The following is a 17900-nucleotide window of genomic DNA, read 5'->3' as shown; positions in this document are numbered from 1 at the left end:
AGGCAGGGTGAAATTACTACTTTAGTACTGGTTTTCCTGTCTATCGTCGCATTCCCAATGCCCCGAGACTGGCATGTAATGGGTTCATAACTATAAGGATTGAACCCCATGCCGCGTGCCCAACGTTGTCTGTTGCGCCCTTCCCTTGCTGTGCTGTCGCTGAGCCTGTTGCTGGGCGCCGCGCACGCCGATACGCCGCTGTTCTCCGCCGACGGCTATCGCATCGGCCTTTACCGCAGCCCGACCCCGAATCAGCTTCAAGGCGCGGCCATCATCGACACCGCCGCCCTGCAAACCCTGCTCACCCAGACACCGCGTCCGGTGCTGATCGACGTCTACCGCCGCCAATGGCTGCAAGGACGTTTCATCGAAGACCAACCCCACGAGAACCTGCCCGGCAGCCATTGGCTGGCCAATACCGGCGACGGCGACCTGACACCTGACTGGCAGGGCTATTTTGCGCGTAACCTGAACGCATTGACCGCAGGAGACCTCGCGCAACCGCTGGTCTTCTACTGCCGCGCCGACTGCTGGCTGAGCTGGAATGCGGTAAAACGCGCCGCGGCCATGGGCTATAAGACACTGTATTGGTATCGCGACGGTCTGGATGCCTGGCAAGCCGCCAATCTGCCCGTGACGCCCGCCCAGCCCGAGCCCTTCCCCTGACCTTTACGCGTGCGTGTTGTTGCCACACCCTAATCAAAATAATGAGGTGAAAGGCTATGTACAAAATTCTGATTGCCGACGATCACCCGCTGTTTCGCGAAGCCATTCATAACGTCATCAGCGATGGTTTTCCGGGCAGCGAGGTGATGGAAACCGCTGACCTGGACAGCGCCCTGCTGCTGACTCAGGAACACGACGACCTGGACCTGATCCTGCTCGACCTGAACATGCCCGGCATGCACGGCCTCAATGGCCTGATCAACCTGCGCAACGAGGCGCCGACCATTCCGGTGGTGATCGTTTCAGCCGAGCAGGACAAGCAGATCGTGCTGCAAGCCATCACCTATGGCGCGGTGGGGTTCATCACCAAATCCTCGCCCCGGGTGCAGATGACCGAGGCCATCCAGCAGATCCTCAATGGTAATGTGTACTTGCCGCCGGACATCATCCGCACGCAAAAATGCGGCACCCACCGGCGCATGAATGACAACCCGAGTTTCCCGCCGGAACTGCTACAGGCCTTGACCCGCAAGCAGTTGCTGGTGCTCGAACGCATGACCAAGGGCGAATCGAACAAGCAGATCGCCTACACCCTGGAAATCGCCGAAACCACGGTCAAGGCGCATGTTTCGGCGATTCTGCGCAAACTCAACGTGCACAACCGGGTGCAGGCGATTCTGAGTGCCGGGGATATTGATTTCGGGTCTTATCTGCGGCGTTGAAACCGCGTCGATTTCATCGCGAGCAGGCTCGCTCCCACATTGAACTGCATCGGTCACAGAATCTGTGTACGACGCAGATCCACTGTGGGAGCGAGCCTGCTCGCGATGAGGCCAGCACAATCACCAGAAAATTCAGGGCCGGCCTAGCAGATGACTCATCGCGGTCTTGAGCTTCATCGGCCTTACCGGTTTGTGCATCAACGTGTGCCCCAACTCACGAATCTGCTGCTTCAGCTCATTGCTGTAGTTGGCGGTAATCATCATCGCCGGGATTGCTGAACCGCGCCGGGCGTTGATCCGGGCCACAGCATCGACGCCGTTCTGCTCGTCATCCAGGTGATAGTCGGCGATCAGCAGGTCGGCTTCCTCGTGATAGTTGTCCACCTGCCGCGCCAAGTCTTGCTCCGACAGGGCCGTGACCACCCGGCATCCCCACCCTTCCAGCAACGTGCGCATGCCCGCGCATATTGCCGCGTCGTTATCCAGCACCCACACCCGCGCCCCGCGCAGGCGTTCCAGCATCGGCTCACTCATCAGCAATGCCGGTTGAGCCTTGGGTGCCGTGGCGCTCAAGGGTACTTCGACGGAAAACATCGAACCCCTGCCCGGCCACGAACGCACATGAATGCGGTGACCGAGAATCCCGGCAATCTTCTCGACAATGGCCAGCCCCAGACCCAACCCACGGTCCTGGTCCGGGCGCTGCACATCGCCGCGCTTGAACTCCTGGAAAATCTCTTCCAGTCGATTTTCGGCAATGCCCATCCCGCTGTCCCAGACCTCGATCGTCAACCGCTGATGATGACGCCGACACCCGAGCACCACGCGACCGCTGTAGGTATAACGAATGGCGTTGCTCAACAGATTGCGCAGGATCCGCGCGAGCAACTGGATGTCGCTGCGCACCAGCGCCGAACACGGGATGAAATGCAGCTCCAGCCCTTCACTGCGGGCCACCTGGGTGTACTCGGCCGCAAGGTTTTCCAGCAGTTCGCTCAGGGCGAACGGCGCAATGTCGGCCTTGATCACCCCAGCATCCAGTTTGGAAATGTCCACCAGCGTGCCTAGCAGGTTCTCCACGTCCTCCAGCGAATTGCTGACATTGCGCACCAAAATCGCATTGGCCACCGGCTCGCGCCGTTCCAGCAAAGCGCTGGTGAACAGTCGAGCCGCGTTGAGCGGTTGCAGCAGGTCGTGACTCACGGCGGCAAGAAACTTGGTCTTCGACAGGTTGGCCTGCTCCGCCTCAAGCTTGGCCTCTCGCAAACGCGATTCCACGCGTCGGCGCTCGTCGATTTCGCGCAGCAATTGGTCATTGAGGGTGGTCAGTTCGGTGGTGCGTTCGCGCACCCGCAACTCGAGATTCTGATAGGCCTGGTGCAGCGCCTCGGCCGTGCGGCGGCGCTCGGTGATGTCGCGGATCAACACGAAAATCCCCACCACTTCCCCGGTGGCCAGGCGATTGGGCACGTAGGAGCGCAGCATGTAGCGTTCCTGATTGTTGATGTTGGTTTCGGCGAACTCGAACGTCACGCTCTCACCGGCCAAGGCCCGGGCCACGTAGGCCTCAAGTCGCTGGTAATGCTGCTCGCTGTGAACTTCGCGCAGGCTCTGCCCGAGCATCACGCCGCGAGGCCAGCAGTACCATTCTTCGTAGACCTTGTTGGTGAATTCGTAGACCAGATCGGCATTGAGGTAGGCGATCAGCGCGGGGACATGGTCGGTGATCAGGCGAATCCAGCGCTCGCTTTCGCTGAGGGCTTCGGCGTGCTGGTAGCGTTCGGTGATGTCGGTGAAGGTGTTGACGAAGCCGCCAGTGGGCAACGGATGCGTGCGAATTTCCAGCACCCGGCCATCGTAGAGGCGCTGCTCGCATTCCTGCACGTGCCGCCCGTTGGCATCGCGACTGGCCGGGGTCAGCAGGTTCAACTCGCTGTCGGCAATCACTTCGGCAAACGGCCGATGGGCCGCCACCGGAGCCAGCCCGCTGAGTTCGAGGAAACGCCGGTTCCACAGTTCCAGGATGCCTTCGGCATTGACCATGGCCACGCCTTGGGACAGGTTGTCGACCGCCCGTTGCAGCAAGTGCGATTTCTGCGCCACGGCTTGCTCGCGGCGCATGGTTTCGCTGAGTTTGACGTCGGTTATGTCGGTAAAGAGGATCACCCGCCCACCTTCCTGGGTGGGCCGTTCGCTGACTTGCAGCCAGCGGCCGTCCTGCAAGCGATAGATGAGGTTTTCGTCAGCATGCCCGCGCGGTTCTTCAGTGAACAACCCGGTGACGGACATCAGGCGCTTGACCTCGACCAGGCGCATGCCGGCGTTGATGCGCACCCGGCTGTTGCTCCAGAACGCCTTGAAACGGCTGTTGAACAAGACGATGCGCTGGTCGGCATCGAACAGCACAAAGGCATCGGAGATGCTCTCGATGGCATCGATCAAATGCTGATGCGCGGTTTCCGCCCGCAGGCGCGCTTCGCTGAGCAAGTGATTGCCCGACTTGAGTTCGGCCATGGCCTGGTTCAAGGCGTCGGTGCGCTCACGCACCTGTTCGGCCAGCACCACCGAATGCTGGAAGGCCGCGTAGGGATCATTGCCGCGCGTGACGCCGGATTCGATCCGTTCGATCAGCGCGCCGTTGATGCGCTGCAGTTTCTGATTGTCGTGGCGCAGGCTGGCGAGCTGCGCCTGGAGCTCAGCGATGTCCAGGGGACCGGCCTCGGGCAATGGCAACCCCGGTGAAGGTCTGGTTGATGTGCATGCCATTGAACTGTTCTCCGTAGGTGTTGAAACCCATCACCCGTTGGTCACGCAAAAACGTGCCGATCTGCTCCAGGCTGCCGCCGTCTTCCAGTTCCAGACGCCTGAGAAAGCAGTCGCAGCCGATGGTCAGCAGTAGATCGCCAAGACGCTCCTGCAAGCCTTCAAACAGGGTTTGCAGGTTCGGCAGCATCGGGCCGGGAGTCATGACGGTGAGGACGATGCCGTTTTCCACGGCGCAGTAGAAACTCAGGCTCAGGTCTGGATGGACCTGCTGGATCGCCCGCACGTAATACTGATCGTTGATCCGCACCGCCAAGGGGTGTGCGGCAAAGACCCGGTGATCGAGTTCGGCCACCGGCACGCCGATGTGTCGGGCGTACTCCTCGGCAGCCGGCTCGGCGTTCAGTTCAAAGACCCGGCGCGAGGCGCTGTCGGCTCCGGTGACCACCAATTTTTCTGCTCGGGGCAGAATGTGATGGGTAGTGAAAACTTCGAAATCCAGCCAGGTGTTAACCAGCACCACCACCGCCGCGCCGCTGTGGAACTCGCCATTAAAATAGACGTGGGTGTGGGTCAGGTAGTTGTCGTCGCCGGCCGAACCGCCGAAATGCGGGATGTCGCCCAACGCCGCGCTCAACGCAGCGAGGACCATTTCTTCACGGCTGGACAGACCATCGAGCAAGGTCAGGGCAAAGCTGTTGCCCTTGATCGGCGCCAGGGTGTTGCTGCGACAGCCACTGACCAGGCGCTCGACCATTTGCTGGGCGTCGATCAGGCTGAAGCGTTCCATCTCGCAGATCAGTTCAGCGTCGATGGAAAAATGCCGATGGTCGAACCCCACCGCCGTCACGCAATTGCGGCCGTAGCCCAAGGGCGTGATTTCCCCGGCGCTGGTGCAACCCACCAGGCGAATGCCGCCGAAGCTCTGTTGCAAGGCCTGGCCCAGCGCCTGCAAGTCGTACTCGGCGGAGCAGAAGAACAGCACGAAACCCAGATGCGGGTGCAATAACTGCCGCGCGAGCTCCTGAGCCACTTCCTGGGCATCGGTGGCCTGGGACATGCCGCTGACCACCCCTTCACTCTGGACCTGCTGCATGACCACCCCCGCAGGTGCGCGTGTATGAGACACGAGTGTACGAAGCCTGCGGGCTGCGACGTATGCTACTTGGGTAGCGGTCAGGCGCTTCGATGGGATGAGAGTCGGCGGGGCGGGCGCTTGATGGCTGATGCTTTTGTGGCGAGGGAGCTTGCTCCCGCTGGACTGCGCAGCAGTCCCCCAACCGGCCGATGCGCGACCAGAATAGGGACCGCTACGCGCTCCAGCGGGAGCAAGCTCCCTCGCCACAGGGGTAGGGTTCGCAGATCAGCTTGTTACCAGTTCAACACCGCCCCCACCGCAAAGGTATCGGTGTCTTCGTTCTGGGCGCTGGTGTCGTGGCCGTTGATTTCGAACTGGTTGTACTCGGCCACGAGTTTGAGGTTGTCATTGACGTCATGGAACAACGCAATGCCGCGGGTTTCATAGTCCGCGCCGCTGCCGACCACACCATTGCCGTCGTCATTGGTCTTGCCGTAAGACAAGGCCAGGCGGTTTTTGCCCAGTTTGTACGAGCCCTGCAGCAAGTAACCGTCGCTGTCGACGTTGCGCAGGGTCGGTTCGCCGGCGTTGTTGGTGAAGAACGGATTGATGCCCTTGGCCTGGAAACCGGAGCCGGTCAGCGACAACCCACCCATCTTCGCCTGCACACCGTAGCCGACGCCTTTGGAGGTGACGGACTGGACGGTGGAGTCGGTATTGTCCGAGGTCTGGTAGCTGCCGTTGACCCAGCTGTAAATCTTCGCTCCGGCGACGTCGAACTGATAGGTGACCTCGCTCTCGGTACGCGGGTTCTCCTGGTACGCCTTGCCCAACGAGCTGCTGTCGTTGGTGTCCACCGGGTCGAGAATCCCCACGGCCACCCGCAAACCCTCCATCACCGGGGTGCGATAGGTGATCTGCGAGGTCGGGAACGGGTACGGATAACCGGTGCCGATATTGCCGAACGACACGCCGCCACCATCTACCAACCCCAGGGTATCGCTGACCTGGCCGTAACCGGCGAGCATTTCATCGAGCAGAATGTTGGAGCGGGCGAATAGGCCAAAGTCCTTGCCGATCAGCACCTCGCCCCATTGCGGATTGGCCACGGTGCCGTAGAACTGCCGCACGTCGATGGCGGTGTCGGTGCCGTTGGTCTGGCTGTCGTTGATGGTCACCCAGAAGGAGGCCCGGGCACCGAGCTTGAGGTCATCGACCTGCTTGCCCATGTTGAAGCCCAGGTAGTTGGGCAGATAGCCCATTTTCACCCGTGCCTGACGACGATCGTACTGGTCGCCGGCACGGTCTACATCGCTGTTCACGTAGAAGGCGTTGATGTAACCGTCGGTCGAGAACGTGGTCTGGTCCTTGTCGTACAGCACGATCTCGGCCTCGGCCATCGTGCTCAAACCGAGGGTCGACAGGCTGACGATAAAGGCAGGCAAGTAACGATGCTTGAAGTTCTTATTGTTGTGCATGACGCGCTCCGCAGCGGGGGACTGGATGTCGGAGGCGATTATCGAAAGGTGACCGGCGGCGGCATACGCTGCCTTGGGGGCGGTTTTGAAGTGCTTTGGAGTGGCCGGTGATGCGCGGAAAATTCGGTGTAAGACCGGGTCGCGCCAAGACCCGGAACTTAGGATGTACGCCTGCCCGGCAGACTGGCGGCCACAGGAACCGGTACTCCCTAGGCGCCCGCTCTGAACAGCATGTAAGCGGCGACCACGACACACACGCTGGCGAAACCGACTTGCAGGGACCGCGCCGGGACGCGCGCGCTCAGTTGTCGGCCGACGATCATGCCGATCACGCTGGCAACAATGAACGTCGCACCCAATGCATCAATCCTGACCCCGGCATGAAACGCGCCGATCACCCCGATGGCGGAAATCAGGCTGATCACCATCAAGGACGTGGCGACGATGCCGCGCATCTGCACATCGGTCAGTTGCTTGAACGCCGGGACGATCAGGAAGCCGCCGCCCACCCCGAGCAGCCCGGAGACCACACCGGTCACCGCGCCTAATGCCGCGAGGGTCGCGGTGCATTTGGCGGTCCAGGAAAAGCGCCCGGTCTGCTGATCGAGCATGCAGTTCTTCTGGCCCCAGTTGGCGTGGCCGTGGTCGCTCGGTCCTTCTTCCTGGCGCTCGCGACGCAACATCCGCCAGGCCACCATGACCATCAGCAGACTGAACAGAATCATCAGGATTTTTTCCGGCAACTGATGAGCGAAGTAGATGCCCACCGGCGAAAAAATCGCCCCCAGCAGTGCGATCAACAACGCGGCGCGATAGCGCACCAGGCCATGGCGCAAACCATCAATGGCCCCGACCGCCGCCGCACTGCCCACCGCAAACAACGCCACCGGAGCGGCCTGAGTCATGGTCAAACCCAGCCCCAGCACCAGGGCCGGCACCGCCAGAATGCCACCCCCTGCCCCGGTCAATCCCAGGACCAGGCCCATCACCACCCCAAAAAAACTAGCCAACAACATAAAACGCTCGAGATCTGTGAAAAATAGCCGGGAACGCCCGGTATCGATGACTGACAGGATAGAGCCCGTGCGGCTTTTTTCCTTCATCAATTAACACGGGGGCTGGTCAGCGCAGGGAAAATGACACTACCCTCATGCCTTGTCCTGAAAGAAGCGGCCACCATGCCTGCCTTGATTGAAGCTTTTTTAGACCCTGCCTCGTCGACCTACAGCTACGTGATTTACGAAGGTGACGGCGGCCCATGCGCCATCGTCGACCCGGTCCTCGACTACGACCCCGCTGCCGGGCGCACCGCCACCACACAGGCGGATAAAATCATCGCCTTCGTTCGCGAGCATCAGCTGCAGGTGCAATGGCTGCTGGAAACCCACGCCCATGCCGATCACCTGTCCGCCGCACCGTGTTTGCGTCGGGAACTGGGTGGGAAAATCGCTATTGGCCAGTCGATCAGCAAGGTTCAGGGCGTGTTTAAGACCCTGTTCAACCTTGAGCCGGAATTTCGCAGCGACGGTTCGCAGTTCGACCATCTGTTCGCGCCGGACGAATCGTTCATGATCGGCAACCTCAAGGCCACGGCCCTGCATGTGCCCGGCCACACTCCGGCGGACATGGCTTATCTGATCGACGGTGATGTGATTCTGGCGGGCGATACCTTGTTCATGCCGGACGTGGGCACTGCCCGTTGCGACTTCCCCGGCGGCAACGCCCACCAGATGTTCGCCTCGATCCACAAACTGCTGGCCTTCCCCGCCAGCGTTCGGCTCTACGTCTGCCACGACTACCCGCCCGAAGGCCGCGAATCCCGCTGCATGACCACGGTGGGCGAGCAACGCAAAAGCAATATCCACGTCCATGACGGCATCGATGAAACGGCATTCGTCGCCATGCGCACCCAGCGCGATGCCGGGCTGGGCATGCCGACGCTGCTGCTGCCGGCGATTCAGGTGAATGTACGGGCGGGGAATCTGCCGCCGGCCGAGGACAATGGCGTGACCTACCTGAAAATCCCTCTGAATAAACTCTGACTTCCCCCTCTGCAGCAGCTGTCGTTGTGGTGAGGGGGATTTCGCTTAGTTGTTGAGGGTTAGGCCGTTGGCGGGTAATGGCAGCGCGGTTTTGTAGCGCACCTGCTTGAGCGCAAAGCTCGAGCGGATGTTGGCCACACCTGGCACTTTGGTCAGGAAGTCCATCATGAAGCGTTCCAGCGACTGAATGGTCGGCACCAGCACCCGGATCAGATAGTCCGGGTCGCCCGCCATCAAATAGCATTCCATCACTTCCGGGCGATCCGAAATCGCTTCCTCGAAATGCTGAAGCGCCTCCTCTACCTGTTTCTCCAGGCTGACATGAATAAACACGTTCACGTGCAGCCCCAGCAGGTCGGCGTCCAGCAGCGTCACTTGCTCGCGAATCAGGCCCAATTCTTCCATTGCCTTGACCCGGTTGAAGCACGGCGTTGGCGACAGGTTCACCGAGCGTGCGAGGTCGGCATTGGTGATACGGGCGTTCTCCTGAAGGCTGTTCAAAATGCCGATATCGGTACGGTCCAGTTTGCGCATGAGACAAAACCACCTGTTTTTTATGTTTATGCAGGTTTTTTATCCTCAAATGATCTCCGGCGCAACGAAACAGAGATAAATATTCTTCTGCGCCGGGCCTATGATTGTTGTAGGACAAGATTTCTTTTATCGAAGAATGACGGTCAGCTCACTACAAGAAATTCACAAGATCGAGCGTAGAAGCCATGAACCAAGCGTATGAACCGCTGCACCTGCACGTTCCCGAACCTTCGGGCCGTCCTGGCTGCAAAACCGACTTCTCCTACCTGCGTCTGACCGATGCAGGCACGGTGCGCAAACCCCCAATCGACGTTGAACCCGCCGACACCGCCGACCTGGCCAAGGGCCTGATTCGCGTGCTCGACGACCAGGGCAATGCCCTCGGCCCATGGGCTGAAGGCGTGCCGGCCGAGATCCTGCGTAAAGGCATGCGCGCCATGCTCAAGACGCGGATCTACGACAACCGCATGGTCGTCGCCCAGCGTCAGAAAAAAATGTCGTTCTACATGCAGAGCCTTGGCGAAGAAGCCATCGGCAGCGGCCAGGCCCTGGCCCTGAACGTCGATGACATGTGCTTCCCGACCTACCGTCAGCAAAGCATCCTGATGGCACGCGATGTACCGCTGGTAGACCTGATCTACCAACTGCTGTCCAACGAGCGCGATCCGCTCAAGGGACGTCAATTGCCGATCATGTATTCGGTCAAGGACTATGGCTTCTTCACCATTTCCGGCAACCTCGCCACCCAATTCGTACAAGGTGTGGGCTGGGGCATGGCCTCGGCGATCAAGGGCGACACCAAAATCGCCTCGGCCTGGATCGGCGATGGCGCCACCGCTGAATCCGACTTCCACACCGCCCTCACCTTCGCTCACGTTTACCGTGCGCCAGTGATCCTCAACGTGGTCAACAACCAGTGGGCGATCTCGACCTTCCAGGCGATTGCCGGTGGTGAAGCCACCACGTTCGCCGGTCGTGGCGTCGGTTGCGGCATTGCCTCCCTGCGGGTCGACGGCAACGATTTCGTCGCGGTCTACGCCGCCTCTGCCTGGGCCGCCGAACGCGCCCGCCGCAACCTCGGCCCGACCATGATCGAATGGGTCACCTACCGCGCCGGTCCTCACTCCACTTCCGATGATCCGTCCAAATACCGTCCTGCCGACGACTGGAGCTACTTCCCGTTGGGCGACCCGATTGCGCGCCTCAAGCAGCACCTGATCAAGATCGGTCACTGGTCCGAAGAGGAACACGTCGCCGTCAGCGCCGAACTGGAAGCCGAAGTGATTGCCGCGCAAAAAGAAGCCGAGCAGTACGGCACCTTGGCCGGTGGCCAGATTCCAAGCGCCGCGACCATGTTCGAAGACGTCTATAAAGAGATGCCGGAGCACTTGAAGCGCCAGCGTCAAGAGTTGGGGATCTGACATGAACGACCACAACACTAATATTGAGCTGGAAACCGCCATGACCACGACCACCATGACCATGATCCAGGCCCTGCGCTCGGCCATGGATGTGATGCTTGAGCGTGACGACAACGTGGTGGTGTTCGGCCAGGACGTCGGTTACTTCGGCGGCGTGTTCCGCTGCACCGAAGGCCTGCAGACCAAGTACGGCACTTCCCGGGTGTTCGACGCACCGATCTCAGAAAGCGGCATCGTCGGCGTTGCCGTGGGCATGGGTGCCTACGGTCTGCGTCCGGTGGCCGAGATTCAGTTCGCGGATTACGTTTACCCGGCCTCGGACCAGATTATTTCCGAAGCTGCGCGCCTGCGCTATCGCTCGGCCGGCGAGTTCACCGCACCGATGACCCTGCGCATGCCTTGCGGCGGCGGCATCTACGGCGGCCAGACCCACAGCCAAAGTATCGAAGCGATGTTCACCCAGGTCTGCGGCTTGCGCACGGTCATGCCGTCCAACCCTTACGACGCCAAAGGCTTGTTGATCGCCTCCATCGAAAACGATGACCCGGTGATCTTCCTCGAGCCAAAACGCCTGTACAACGGCCCGTTCGACGGCCACCACGACCGCCCGGTAACCCCGTGGTCGAAACACCCGGCCGCCCAGGTCCCGGACGGTTACTACACCGTGCCGCTGGACGTTGCCGCCATCGCCCGTCCCGGCAAGGACGTGACCATCCTGACCTACGGCACCACCGTTTACGTGTCGCAAGTCGCGGCGGAAGAAACCGGGATCGACGCTGAAGTCATCGACCTGCGCAGCCTTTGGCCGCTGGACCTGGACACCATCGTCAAGTCGGTAAAGAAAACCGGCCGCTGCGTGATCGTTCACGAAGCGACCCGCACTTGCGGCTTCGGCGCCGAACTGGTCGCCCTGGTGCAAGAGCATTGCTTCCATCACCTGGAAGCGCCGATCGAACGCGTCACCGGTTGGGACACCCCCTACCCGCACGCGCAAGAGTGGGCGTATTTCCCTGGTCCGTCCCGAGTGGGCGCGGCGTTGAAACGGGTTATGGAGGTCTGAATGGGCACGCACGTTATTAAAATGCCGGACATTGGTGAAGGCATTGCAGAAGTTGAATTGTCGGTGTGGCACGTCAAGGTCGGCGACATGGTCGTCGAAGATCAGGTGCTGGCCGATGTGATGACCGACAAGGCGATGGTCGACATCCCTTCGCCGGTGCATGGCAAGGTGATTGCGCTGGGCGGACAGCCAGGCGAAGTCATGGCGGTGGGCAGCATCCTGATCAGCATTGAAGTCGAAGGCGCAGGCAACGTTAAAGAGTCGGCTCAGCCGGCACCTGTTAAAGAAGCACCGGTTGCGACGCCGAAGGTTGCAGCGGTGGTGGAAAGCAAGCCAGTCGCTGCTGCAGCGCCACGAGCTGCCGTTTGCCAAGGCCCAATGGTGGCTCGCGAGGCCGACGAGCGCCCGCTGGCCTCCCCGGCCGTGCGCAAACATGCGCTGGACCTCGGCATCCAGTTGCGTCTGGTCCGTGGCACCGGCCCTGCCGGTCGCGTACTGCACGAAGACCTCGATGCTTATGTGGCCCAGGCTCAGCAGCCGCAATCGACCGTGGCCGCCGCTTACGCCCAGCGTAACGACGAAGAGCAAATCCAGGTGATCGGCATGCGCCGCAAGATCGCCCAGCGCATGCAGGACGCTACGCAACGCGCCGCTCACTTCAGTTATGTCGAAGAAATCGACGTCACCGCCGTAGAAGAACTGCGCGCACACCTCAACGAAAAACACGGTGCAACCCGTGGCAAGCTGACGTTGCTGCCGTTCCTGGTCCGTGCCCTGGTTGTCGCCCTGCGCGACTTCCCGCAGATCAATGCCCGTTACGACGACGAAGCTCAGGTCATCACCCGCCTCGGCGCGGTTCACGTGGGCATCGCCACCCAAGCCGACATCGGCTTGATGGTGCCGGTGGTGCGTCACGCCGAAGCCCGCAGCCTGTGGGACAACGCTGCCGAAATCTCCCGTTTGGCCACGGCCGCACGGAATGGCAAGGCCGCCCGTGATGAACTGTCCGGCTCGAGCATCACCCTGACCAGCCTCGGCGCCTTGGGCGGCATCGTCAGCACCCCGGTGCTGAACCTGCCGGAAGTGGCGATCGTCGGCGTCAACAAAATCGTCGAACGCCCGATGGTGGTCAAAGGCCAGATCGTGATTCGCAAGATGATGAACCTCTCCAGCTCCTTCGATCACCGCGTGGTCGATGGCATGGACGCGGCGCAATTCATCCAGGCCGTTCGTGGCCTGCTCGAACAACCCGCCACCCTGTTTGTGGACTAATTTTAATGGAGCAGGCATGCAAACCTTGAACACCACGCTGCTGATCATTGGCGGCGGCCCTGGCGGTTATGTGACGGCGATCCGTGCTGGCCAGCTGGGCATCTCGACCATTCTGGTGGAAGGCGAATCGTTGGGCGGTACGTGCCTGAACATCGGCTGCATTCCGTCGAAGGCGTTGATCCATGTCGCCGAACAGTTTCACCAGACACAACACCACAGCCAGCACTCGGCGCTGGGCATCAGCGTCTCCGCGCCAACCCTCGACATCAGCAAGAGCGTCGAGTGGAAGGACGGCATCGTTGATCGCCTGACCACCGGCGTCGCGGCGCTGCTGAAAAAGAACAAAGTCCAGGTCATTCAAGGCTGGGCGAAAGTGATCGACGGCAAAACCGTTGATGTGGGCGACACGCGAATCCAGTGCGAGCACCTGGTGCTGGCCACGGGCTCGAAAAGCGTGAACCTGCCGATGCTGCCGATTGGCGGACCGATCATCTCCTCCACCGAAGCCCTCGCGCCAACATCCGTGCCGAAACGCCTGGTCGTGGTCGGTGGCGGTTACATCGGCCTGGAGCTGGGGATTGCCTATCGCAAACTCGGCGCTGACGTGAGCGTGGTCGAGGCGCAAGAGCGCATTCTGCCGGCCTACGATGCTGAACTGACCCAGCCTGTGCACGACGAACTGAAAAAGCTCGGCGTGAAGCTTTACTTGAAGCACAGCGTCCAAGGCTTTGATTCTGCTAGTAATACTTTGCAAGTTCTGCAGCCGGGTGGCGATACCCTGAACCTGGAAACGGATCAGGTGCTGGTGGCCGTCGGTCGCAAGCCGAACACCCAGGGCTGGAACCTTGAAGCGCTGAATCTGGACATGAACGGCTCGGCGATCAAGATCGACAACCGCTGCCAGACCAGCATGCGCAACGTGTACGCCATCGGCGACCTGAGCGGCGAACCGATGCTCGCGCACCGGGCCATGGCTCAGGGCGAGATGGTGGCCGAACTGATCAGCGGCAAATCCCGCGAGTTCAACCCGACCGCCATCGCTGCCGTATGCTTCACCGACCCGGAACTGGTGGTCGTCGGCAAGACCCCGGACGACGTCAAGGCGGCGGGCCTGGACTGCATCGTTTCCAGCTTCCCGTTCGCCGCCAATGGCCGGGCGATGACGCTGGAATCCAAAAGCGGCTTCGTGCGCGTCGTGGCGCGGCGTGACAATCATGTGATTGTCGGCTGGCAGGCGGTGGGGGTGGGCGTGTCGGAGTTGTCGACGGCGTTTGGCCAGAGCCTGGAAATGGGCGCTCGGCTGGAAGACATTGCCGGCACTATCCATGCGCATCCGACGTTGGGTGAAGCGGTGCAGGAAGCGGCGTTGCGTGCCCTTGGCCATGCGCTGCACTTGTAACTGCGATCAACTGTGGCGAGGGAGCTTGCTCCCGCTGGGTCGCGAAGCGGCCCCTCGCTGACTTCCTGACACACCGCGTCGTCCGGATTTGCGGCTGCTTCGCAGCCGAACGGGAGCAAGCTCCCTCGCCACAGGATTTCGAACAATGAAGGATCGGAGGCAAACTTCATGAGCAAGCTAAGAAATCTGCCAATGATCCGATAGTCCGGGCTGCGAAACAGGCCCGGAATGAAGTATTGTTGTCCCCATCCAGAAAAACGTCAGAAGCCTTGAACCGTTTCGGCGGTTGTTAAGTGATAGAGGGTGTCATGGGTAACGAAAGCATCAATTGGGACAAGTTGGGTTTTGACTACATCAAGACAGACAAGCGCTATCTGTCGCACTGGCGTAATGGCGAGTGGGACGCAGGCACCCTGACCGAAGACAACGTGCTGCACATCAGCGAAGGCTCCACTGCCCTTCACTATGGCCAGCAATGCTTCGAGGGCCTGAAGGCCTATCGTTGCAAGGACGGTTCGATCAATCTGTTCCGCCCGGATCAGAACGCCGCCCGCATGCAACGCAGCTGCGCCCGCCTGCTGATGCCGCAGGTGTCCACCGAGCAGTTCGTCGAAGCGTGCAAGGAAGTAGTTCGTGCCAACGAGCGTTTCATCCCGCCTTACGGCACCGGCGGCGCGCTGTACCTGCGGCCATTCGTGATCGGCGTGGGTGACAACATCGGCGTGCGTACTGCGCCCGAGTTCATCTTCTCGATCTTCGCCATTCCGGTCGGCGCCTACTTCAAGGGTGGCCTGACCCCGCACAACTTCCTGATCTCCAGCTACGACCGCGCGGCCCCACAAGGCACCGGTGCAGCCAAGGTCGGTGGCAACTACGCGGCCAGCCTGATGCCAGGTTCCCAGGCCAAGAAAGCCCACTTCGCCGACTGCATCTACCTGGACCCGATGACCCACACCAAAATCGAAGAAGTCGGCTCGGCCAACTTCTTCGGGATCACCCACGACAACAAGTTCGTCACGCCGAACTCGCCGTCGGTACTGCCGGGCATCACCCGTCTGTCGTTGATCGAACTGGCCAAATCGCGTCTGGGCCTGGAAGTGGTTGAAGGTGACGTGTTCATCGACAAGCTGTCCGACTTCAAGGAAGCCGGCGCTTGCGGTACCGCTGCCGTAATCACGCCGATCGGCGGCATCAGCTACAACGACCACCTGCACGTGTTCCATAGCGAAACCGAAGTCGGCCCGGTCACCCAGAAGCTCTACAAAGAGCTGACCGGTGTGCAGACGGGTGACGTCGAAGCGCCAGCGGGCTGGATCGTCAAGGTTTGATCTGACATCCGTGGCATCGAAGCCCTCCATTGCCTTGGCGATGGGGGGCTTTTCTATGAACGATCCCCGGCTTCTCCCCGCGCAATACGTTTGCCTCCCCTGCCCTTGATTCCGCTCGCCTGGCCGTCCTGTTGCTTACCCGTGCGTGCCTGGGTGATCAGCCCCGGAATCAGCGCGCCTTCCGGCAGGTTTTTCCAGAACCGTGCCGGCAAGTGACCTTGCATGACCTTCGGATTCAGACGCGCAGGATTGAAGATGTGGCTGTAATAGGTCAACCACATCTCGCTGTGTGGGTCGTCGACGTTCTGTGCCAGCTGCTGCCATCCCACCGGGCACTGGCGTTGGTGGATCAACTGCTCACCGTCGTAGTAGACCCCGTCCCTGGGCGTCGCAATCAGCCAGCGATGCCGGCCCATGCGCCCGATAAAATGTTCACTGGCACTGTGCAGGATGTCGTGGGCCGGTTCATGCCAGGCGACGTATTGAGGGCCCTCACTTTCAGGCATCGCTACAAAACGCACAAATGCATGTAAGTGATGAGCCTCACGCTGTACCTGTTTGACTCTTCTATGAAATTCACTGCCTAGCTTATCGCCGGCCAGCATCGCGGTACGGTCACCATGACTGACCCGCCACAGCACTTCGTACAGCAGACTCCAGCGTTGATCACCCCGATAACGAGCGGCGCGCTCAAGGGTGTCCAACAGCGTTCGCGGTATTCGGGCGTGAAACGGACCCTGGGTTTGAGGTGGCGCATCGTCGCTGACGAACAGATCGGAGACGCCTTCACTGGCCCAACTCACGCGGCTCGGGTCGACCTCATGACTGAGCAGCCAGCGTGCCTGCTGACGCCAGGTGTCGAACAGGTCATCGCAATCCAGACTGATCATCCCCATAACCCCATTTGTTGCGGCTGCGGCCGGTCGCGCAATTGCTGATACAGCAAATGACTGGTGACCTCGGCCTGCTGCGGGTGGTAATCGCTGGTGATGAAGAACGGCTTGGCTTTGGCCAGCACGCAGCGCATTCGGGCCAGGTCTTCGTAGCGAATACGGCGCTGACGGCGCAACTCCACCAGCCGCTCGGTGGTGCGCAGGCCGATACCGGGAATGCGCGCGATCAACGAGGCCTCGGCGCGATTGAGGTCGAGCGGGAAGACCTCGCGGTTCTCCAGTGCCCACGCCAGTTTCGGGTCGATGTCGAGCGCCAGGTGCCCGGGCCCCTTGAACAACTCGCCTGCGGTGAAGCCGTAGCTGCGCAACAGGAAGTCCGCCTGGTACAAACGGTGCTCGCGCATCAGCGGCGGCGCGGCCAGCGGCACACTTTTCGGGCTGTTGGGGATAGGGCTGAATGCCGAGTAATAGACTCGCCGCAAACTGAAATTGCCATACAGCGCCTGGGCGCTGTGGAGAATAGTGCTGTCATCGGTGTCATCGGCGCCGACAATCATCTGCGTGCTCTGCCCGGCCGGGGCAAATTTCGGTGCGCGGGGCTCATTGAGCACGGTCTGGACACCGGTGTAGATGGTTTTCATCGCTTGTTTGATCGAGCCCAACTGTTTCTCCGGCGCCAGGGTTTGCAGGCTGGCGTCAGTGGGCAGTTCAATATTCACGCTCAAGCGATCGGCGTAGCGCCCTGCTTCTTCGATCAACGCCGGATCGGCTTCGGGAATGGTCTTGAGATGGATATAACCCCGGAACTCATGGTCTTCGCGCAGCAGTTTGGCCACGCGGATCATCTGCTCCATCGTGTAATCGGCCGAGCGAATGATCCCGGAACTGAGAAACAACCCGCTGACACAGTTGCGTCGGTAGAAATCCAGGGTCAGCGTCACCACTTCTTCCGGCGTGAAGCGTGCGCGCGGCACGTCGCTGGAACGTCGATTGACGCAATACTGGCAGTCATAGAGACAGAAATTGGTCAGCAGAACCTTCAGCAACGACACGCAGCGCCCGTCTGGTGTGTAGCTGTGGCAAATGCCCATGCCGTCGGTCGAGCCCAGTCCGCTCTTGCCCTCGGAACTACGCTTCGGCGCGCCACTGCTGGCGCACGACGCGTCATACTTGGCGGCGTCGGCGAGAATGCTGAGCTTATCGATGAGTTCCATGGGTCACGCCTTTTACTGTGTGGATATACA

General features: G+C 60.7%; 15 protein-coding genes. 8 read left to right on the top strand and 7 right to left on the bottom strand.

Annotation, left to right across the window (positions count from 1 at the left end; genetic code table 11):
* Positions 1 to 108 precede the first annotated feature (108 nt).
* A complete protein-coding gene (locus ACA051_RS13450) occupies positions 109 to 666 on the top strand; it encodes a PQQ-dependent catabolism-associated CXXCW motif protein (RefSeq protein ID WP_497375180.1) in 558 nt (185 codons plus the stop codon).
* A 56-nt stretch (positions 667 to 722) separates the two neighbouring features.
* Positions 723 to 1388 (top strand): response regulator transcription factor, encoded by a 666-nt coding sequence (locus ACA051_RS13445; protein WP_094471953.1) that lies wholly within the window; start codon positions 723 to 725, stop codon positions 1386 to 1388.
* A 132-nt stretch (positions 1389 to 1520) separates the two neighbouring features.
* On the opposite strand, the gene nahK is transcribed toward ACA051_RS13445, so the two are convergent.
* The 4 genes from nahK to ACA051_RS13425 form a co-directional block, all read right to left on the bottom strand.
* Complete coding sequence (nahK, locus tag ACA051_RS13440; protein ID WP_497375551.1) at positions 1521 to 4115, bottom strand: hybrid sensor histidine kinase/response regulator NahK/ErcS'; 2595 nt, start codon at positions 4113 to 4115, stop codon at positions 1521 to 1523.
* Positions 4084 to 5247, bottom strand: coding sequence for a nitric oxide-sensing protein NosP (gene nosP / locus ACA051_RS13435; RefSeq protein ID WP_497310236.1), 1164 nt, complete (start codon positions 5245 to 5247; stop codon positions 4084 to 4086). Before nosP ends, nahK begins: the two co-directional genes overlap by 32 nt.
* Before the next feature lie 275 nt (positions 5248 to 5522).
* Complete coding sequence (locus ACA051_RS13430; RefSeq protein WP_497310235.1) at positions 5523 to 6707, bottom strand: porin; 1185 nt, start codon at positions 6705 to 6707, stop codon at positions 5523 to 5525.
* A 209-nt stretch (positions 6708 to 6916) separates the two neighbouring features.
* The gene (locus tag ACA051_RS13425) at positions 6917 to 7723 is read right to left on the bottom strand and encodes a sulfite exporter TauE/SafE family protein (RefSeq protein ID WP_497375178.1); all 807 of its coding nucleotides are present in this window, start codon (positions 7721 to 7723) and stop codon (positions 6917 to 6919) included.
* A 162-nt stretch (positions 7724 to 7885) separates the two neighbouring features.
* Here ACA051_RS13425 and ACA051_RS13420 point away from each other — a divergent pair, with 162 nt between their 5' ends.
* Entirely contained in the window at positions 7886 to 8749 is an 864-nt protein-coding gene (locus ACA051_RS13420; RefSeq protein WP_497375176.1) for an MBL fold metallo-hydrolase, read from the top strand.
* Positions 8750 to 8794: 45 nt separating this feature from the next.
* Here the strand turns inward: ACA051_RS13420 and bkdR are convergent, their stop codons facing one another.
* Positions 8795 to 9283, bottom strand: coding sequence for a Bkd operon transcriptional regulator BkdR (gene bkdR, locus ACA051_RS13415; protein ID WP_008005367.1), 489 nt, complete (start codon positions 9281 to 9283; stop codon positions 8795 to 8797).
* Positions 9284 to 9468: 185 nt separating this feature from the next.
* Here bkdR and ACA051_RS13410 point away from each other — a divergent pair, with 185 nt between their 5' ends.
* The 5 genes from ACA051_RS13410 (at position 9469) to ACA051_RS13390 (ending at position 15763) form a co-directional block, all read left to right on the top strand.
* Entirely contained in the window at positions 9469 to 10704 is a 1236-nt protein-coding gene (locus ACA051_RS13410) for a 3-methyl-2-oxobutanoate dehydrogenase (2-methylpropanoyl-transferring) subunit alpha (protein WP_497375174.1), read from the top strand.
* Between the two features lies 1 nt (position 10705).
* Positions 10706 to 11764 carry an alpha-ketoacid dehydrogenase subunit beta gene (locus ACA051_RS13405; protein WP_497310231.1) on the top strand — a complete coding sequence of 353 codons (1059 nt, stop codon included), beginning with the start codon at positions 10706 to 10708 and terminating at the stop codon, positions 11762 to 11764.
* The gene (locus ACA051_RS13400; RefSeq protein WP_497375172.1) at positions 11765 to 13036 is read left to right on the top strand and encodes a dihydrolipoamide acetyltransferase family protein; all 1272 of its coding nucleotides are present in this window, start codon (positions 11765 to 11767) and stop codon (positions 13034 to 13036) included.
* A gap of 16 nt (positions 13037 to 13052) precedes the next feature.
* The gene (gene lpdA, locus ACA051_RS13395) at positions 13053 to 14435 is read left to right on the top strand and encodes a dihydrolipoyl dehydrogenase (RefSeq protein WP_497375170.1); all 1383 of its coding nucleotides are present in this window, start codon (positions 13053 to 13055) and stop codon (positions 14433 to 14435) included.
* A 308-nt stretch (positions 14436 to 14743) separates the two neighbouring features.
* Positions 14744 to 15763 carry a branched-chain amino acid aminotransferase gene (locus ACA051_RS13390; RefSeq protein ID WP_497310228.1) on the top strand — a complete coding sequence of 340 codons (1020 nt, stop codon included), beginning with the start codon at positions 14744 to 14746 and terminating at the stop codon, positions 15761 to 15763.
* Between the two features lie 53 nt (positions 15764 to 15816).
* Here ACA051_RS13390 and ACA051_RS13385 read toward each other — a convergent pair whose 3' ends face one another.
* Positions 15817 to 16653, bottom strand: coding sequence for a TIGR03915 family putative DNA repair protein (locus tag ACA051_RS13385; RefSeq protein ID WP_497310227.1), 837 nt, complete (start codon positions 16651 to 16653; stop codon positions 15817 to 15819).
* Complete coding sequence (locus tag ACA051_RS13380; protein ID WP_497310226.1) at positions 16650 to 17870, bottom strand: putative DNA modification/repair radical SAM protein; 1221 nt, start codon at positions 17868 to 17870, stop codon at positions 16650 to 16652. Before ACA051_RS13380 ends, ACA051_RS13385 begins: the two co-directional genes overlap by 4 nt.
* Positions 17871 to 17900 lie beyond the last annotated feature (30 nt).

Source organism: Pseudomonas sp. LBUM1669, from assembly GCF_059695705.1.
This window is presented reverse-complemented; position numbering and strand designations above follow the sequence as displayed.

Coding starts and splice junctions, on each gene's coding strand:
- ACA051_RS13450 (WP_497375180.1), top strand. CDS start 109: ATGCCGCGTGCCCAACGTTGTCTGTTGCGCCCTTCCCTTGCTGTGCTG.
- ACA051_RS13445 (WP_094471953.1), top strand. CDS start 723: ATGTACAAAATTCTGATTGCCGACGATCACCCGCTGTTTCGCGAAGCC.
- nosP (WP_497310236.1), bottom strand. CDS start 5,247: ATGCAGCAGGTCCAGAGTGAAGGGGTGGTCAGCGGCATGTCCCAGGCC.
- ACA051_RS13430 (WP_497310235.1), bottom strand. CDS start 6,707: ATGCACAACAATAAGAACTTCAAGCATCGTTACTTGCCTGCCTTTATC.
- ACA051_RS13425 (WP_497375178.1), bottom strand. CDS start 7,723: ATGTTGTTGGCTAGTTTTTTTGGGGTGGTGATGGGCCTGGTCCTGGGA.
- ACA051_RS13420 (WP_497375176.1), top strand. CDS start 7,886: ATGCCTGCCTTGATTGAAGCTTTTTTAGACCCTGCCTCGTCGACCTAC.
- bkdR (WP_008005367.1), bottom strand. CDS start 9,283: ATGCGCAAACTGGACCGTACCGATATCGGCATTTTGAACAGCCTTCAG.
- ACA051_RS13410 (WP_497375174.1), top strand. CDS start 9,469: ATGAACCAAGCGTATGAACCGCTGCACCTGCACGTTCCCGAACCTTCG.
- ACA051_RS13405 (WP_497310231.1), top strand. CDS start 10,706: ATGAACGACCACAACACTAATATTGAGCTGGAAACCGCCATGACCACG.
- ACA051_RS13400 (WP_497375172.1), top strand. CDS start 11,765: ATGGGCACGCACGTTATTAAAATGCCGGACATTGGTGAAGGCATTGCA.
- lpdA (WP_497375170.1), top strand. CDS start 13,053: ATGCAAACCTTGAACACCACGCTGCTGATCATTGGCGGCGGCCCTGGC.
- ACA051_RS13390 (WP_497310228.1), top strand. CDS start 14,744: ATGGGTAACGAAAGCATCAATTGGGACAAGTTGGGTTTTGACTACATC.
- ACA051_RS13385 (WP_497310227.1), bottom strand. CDS start 16,653: ATGATCAGTCTGGATTGCGATGACCTGTTCGACACCTGGCGTCAGCAG.
- ACA051_RS13380 (WP_497310226.1), bottom strand. CDS start 17,870: ATGGAACTCATCGATAAGCTCAGCATTCTCGCCGACGCCGCCAAGTAT.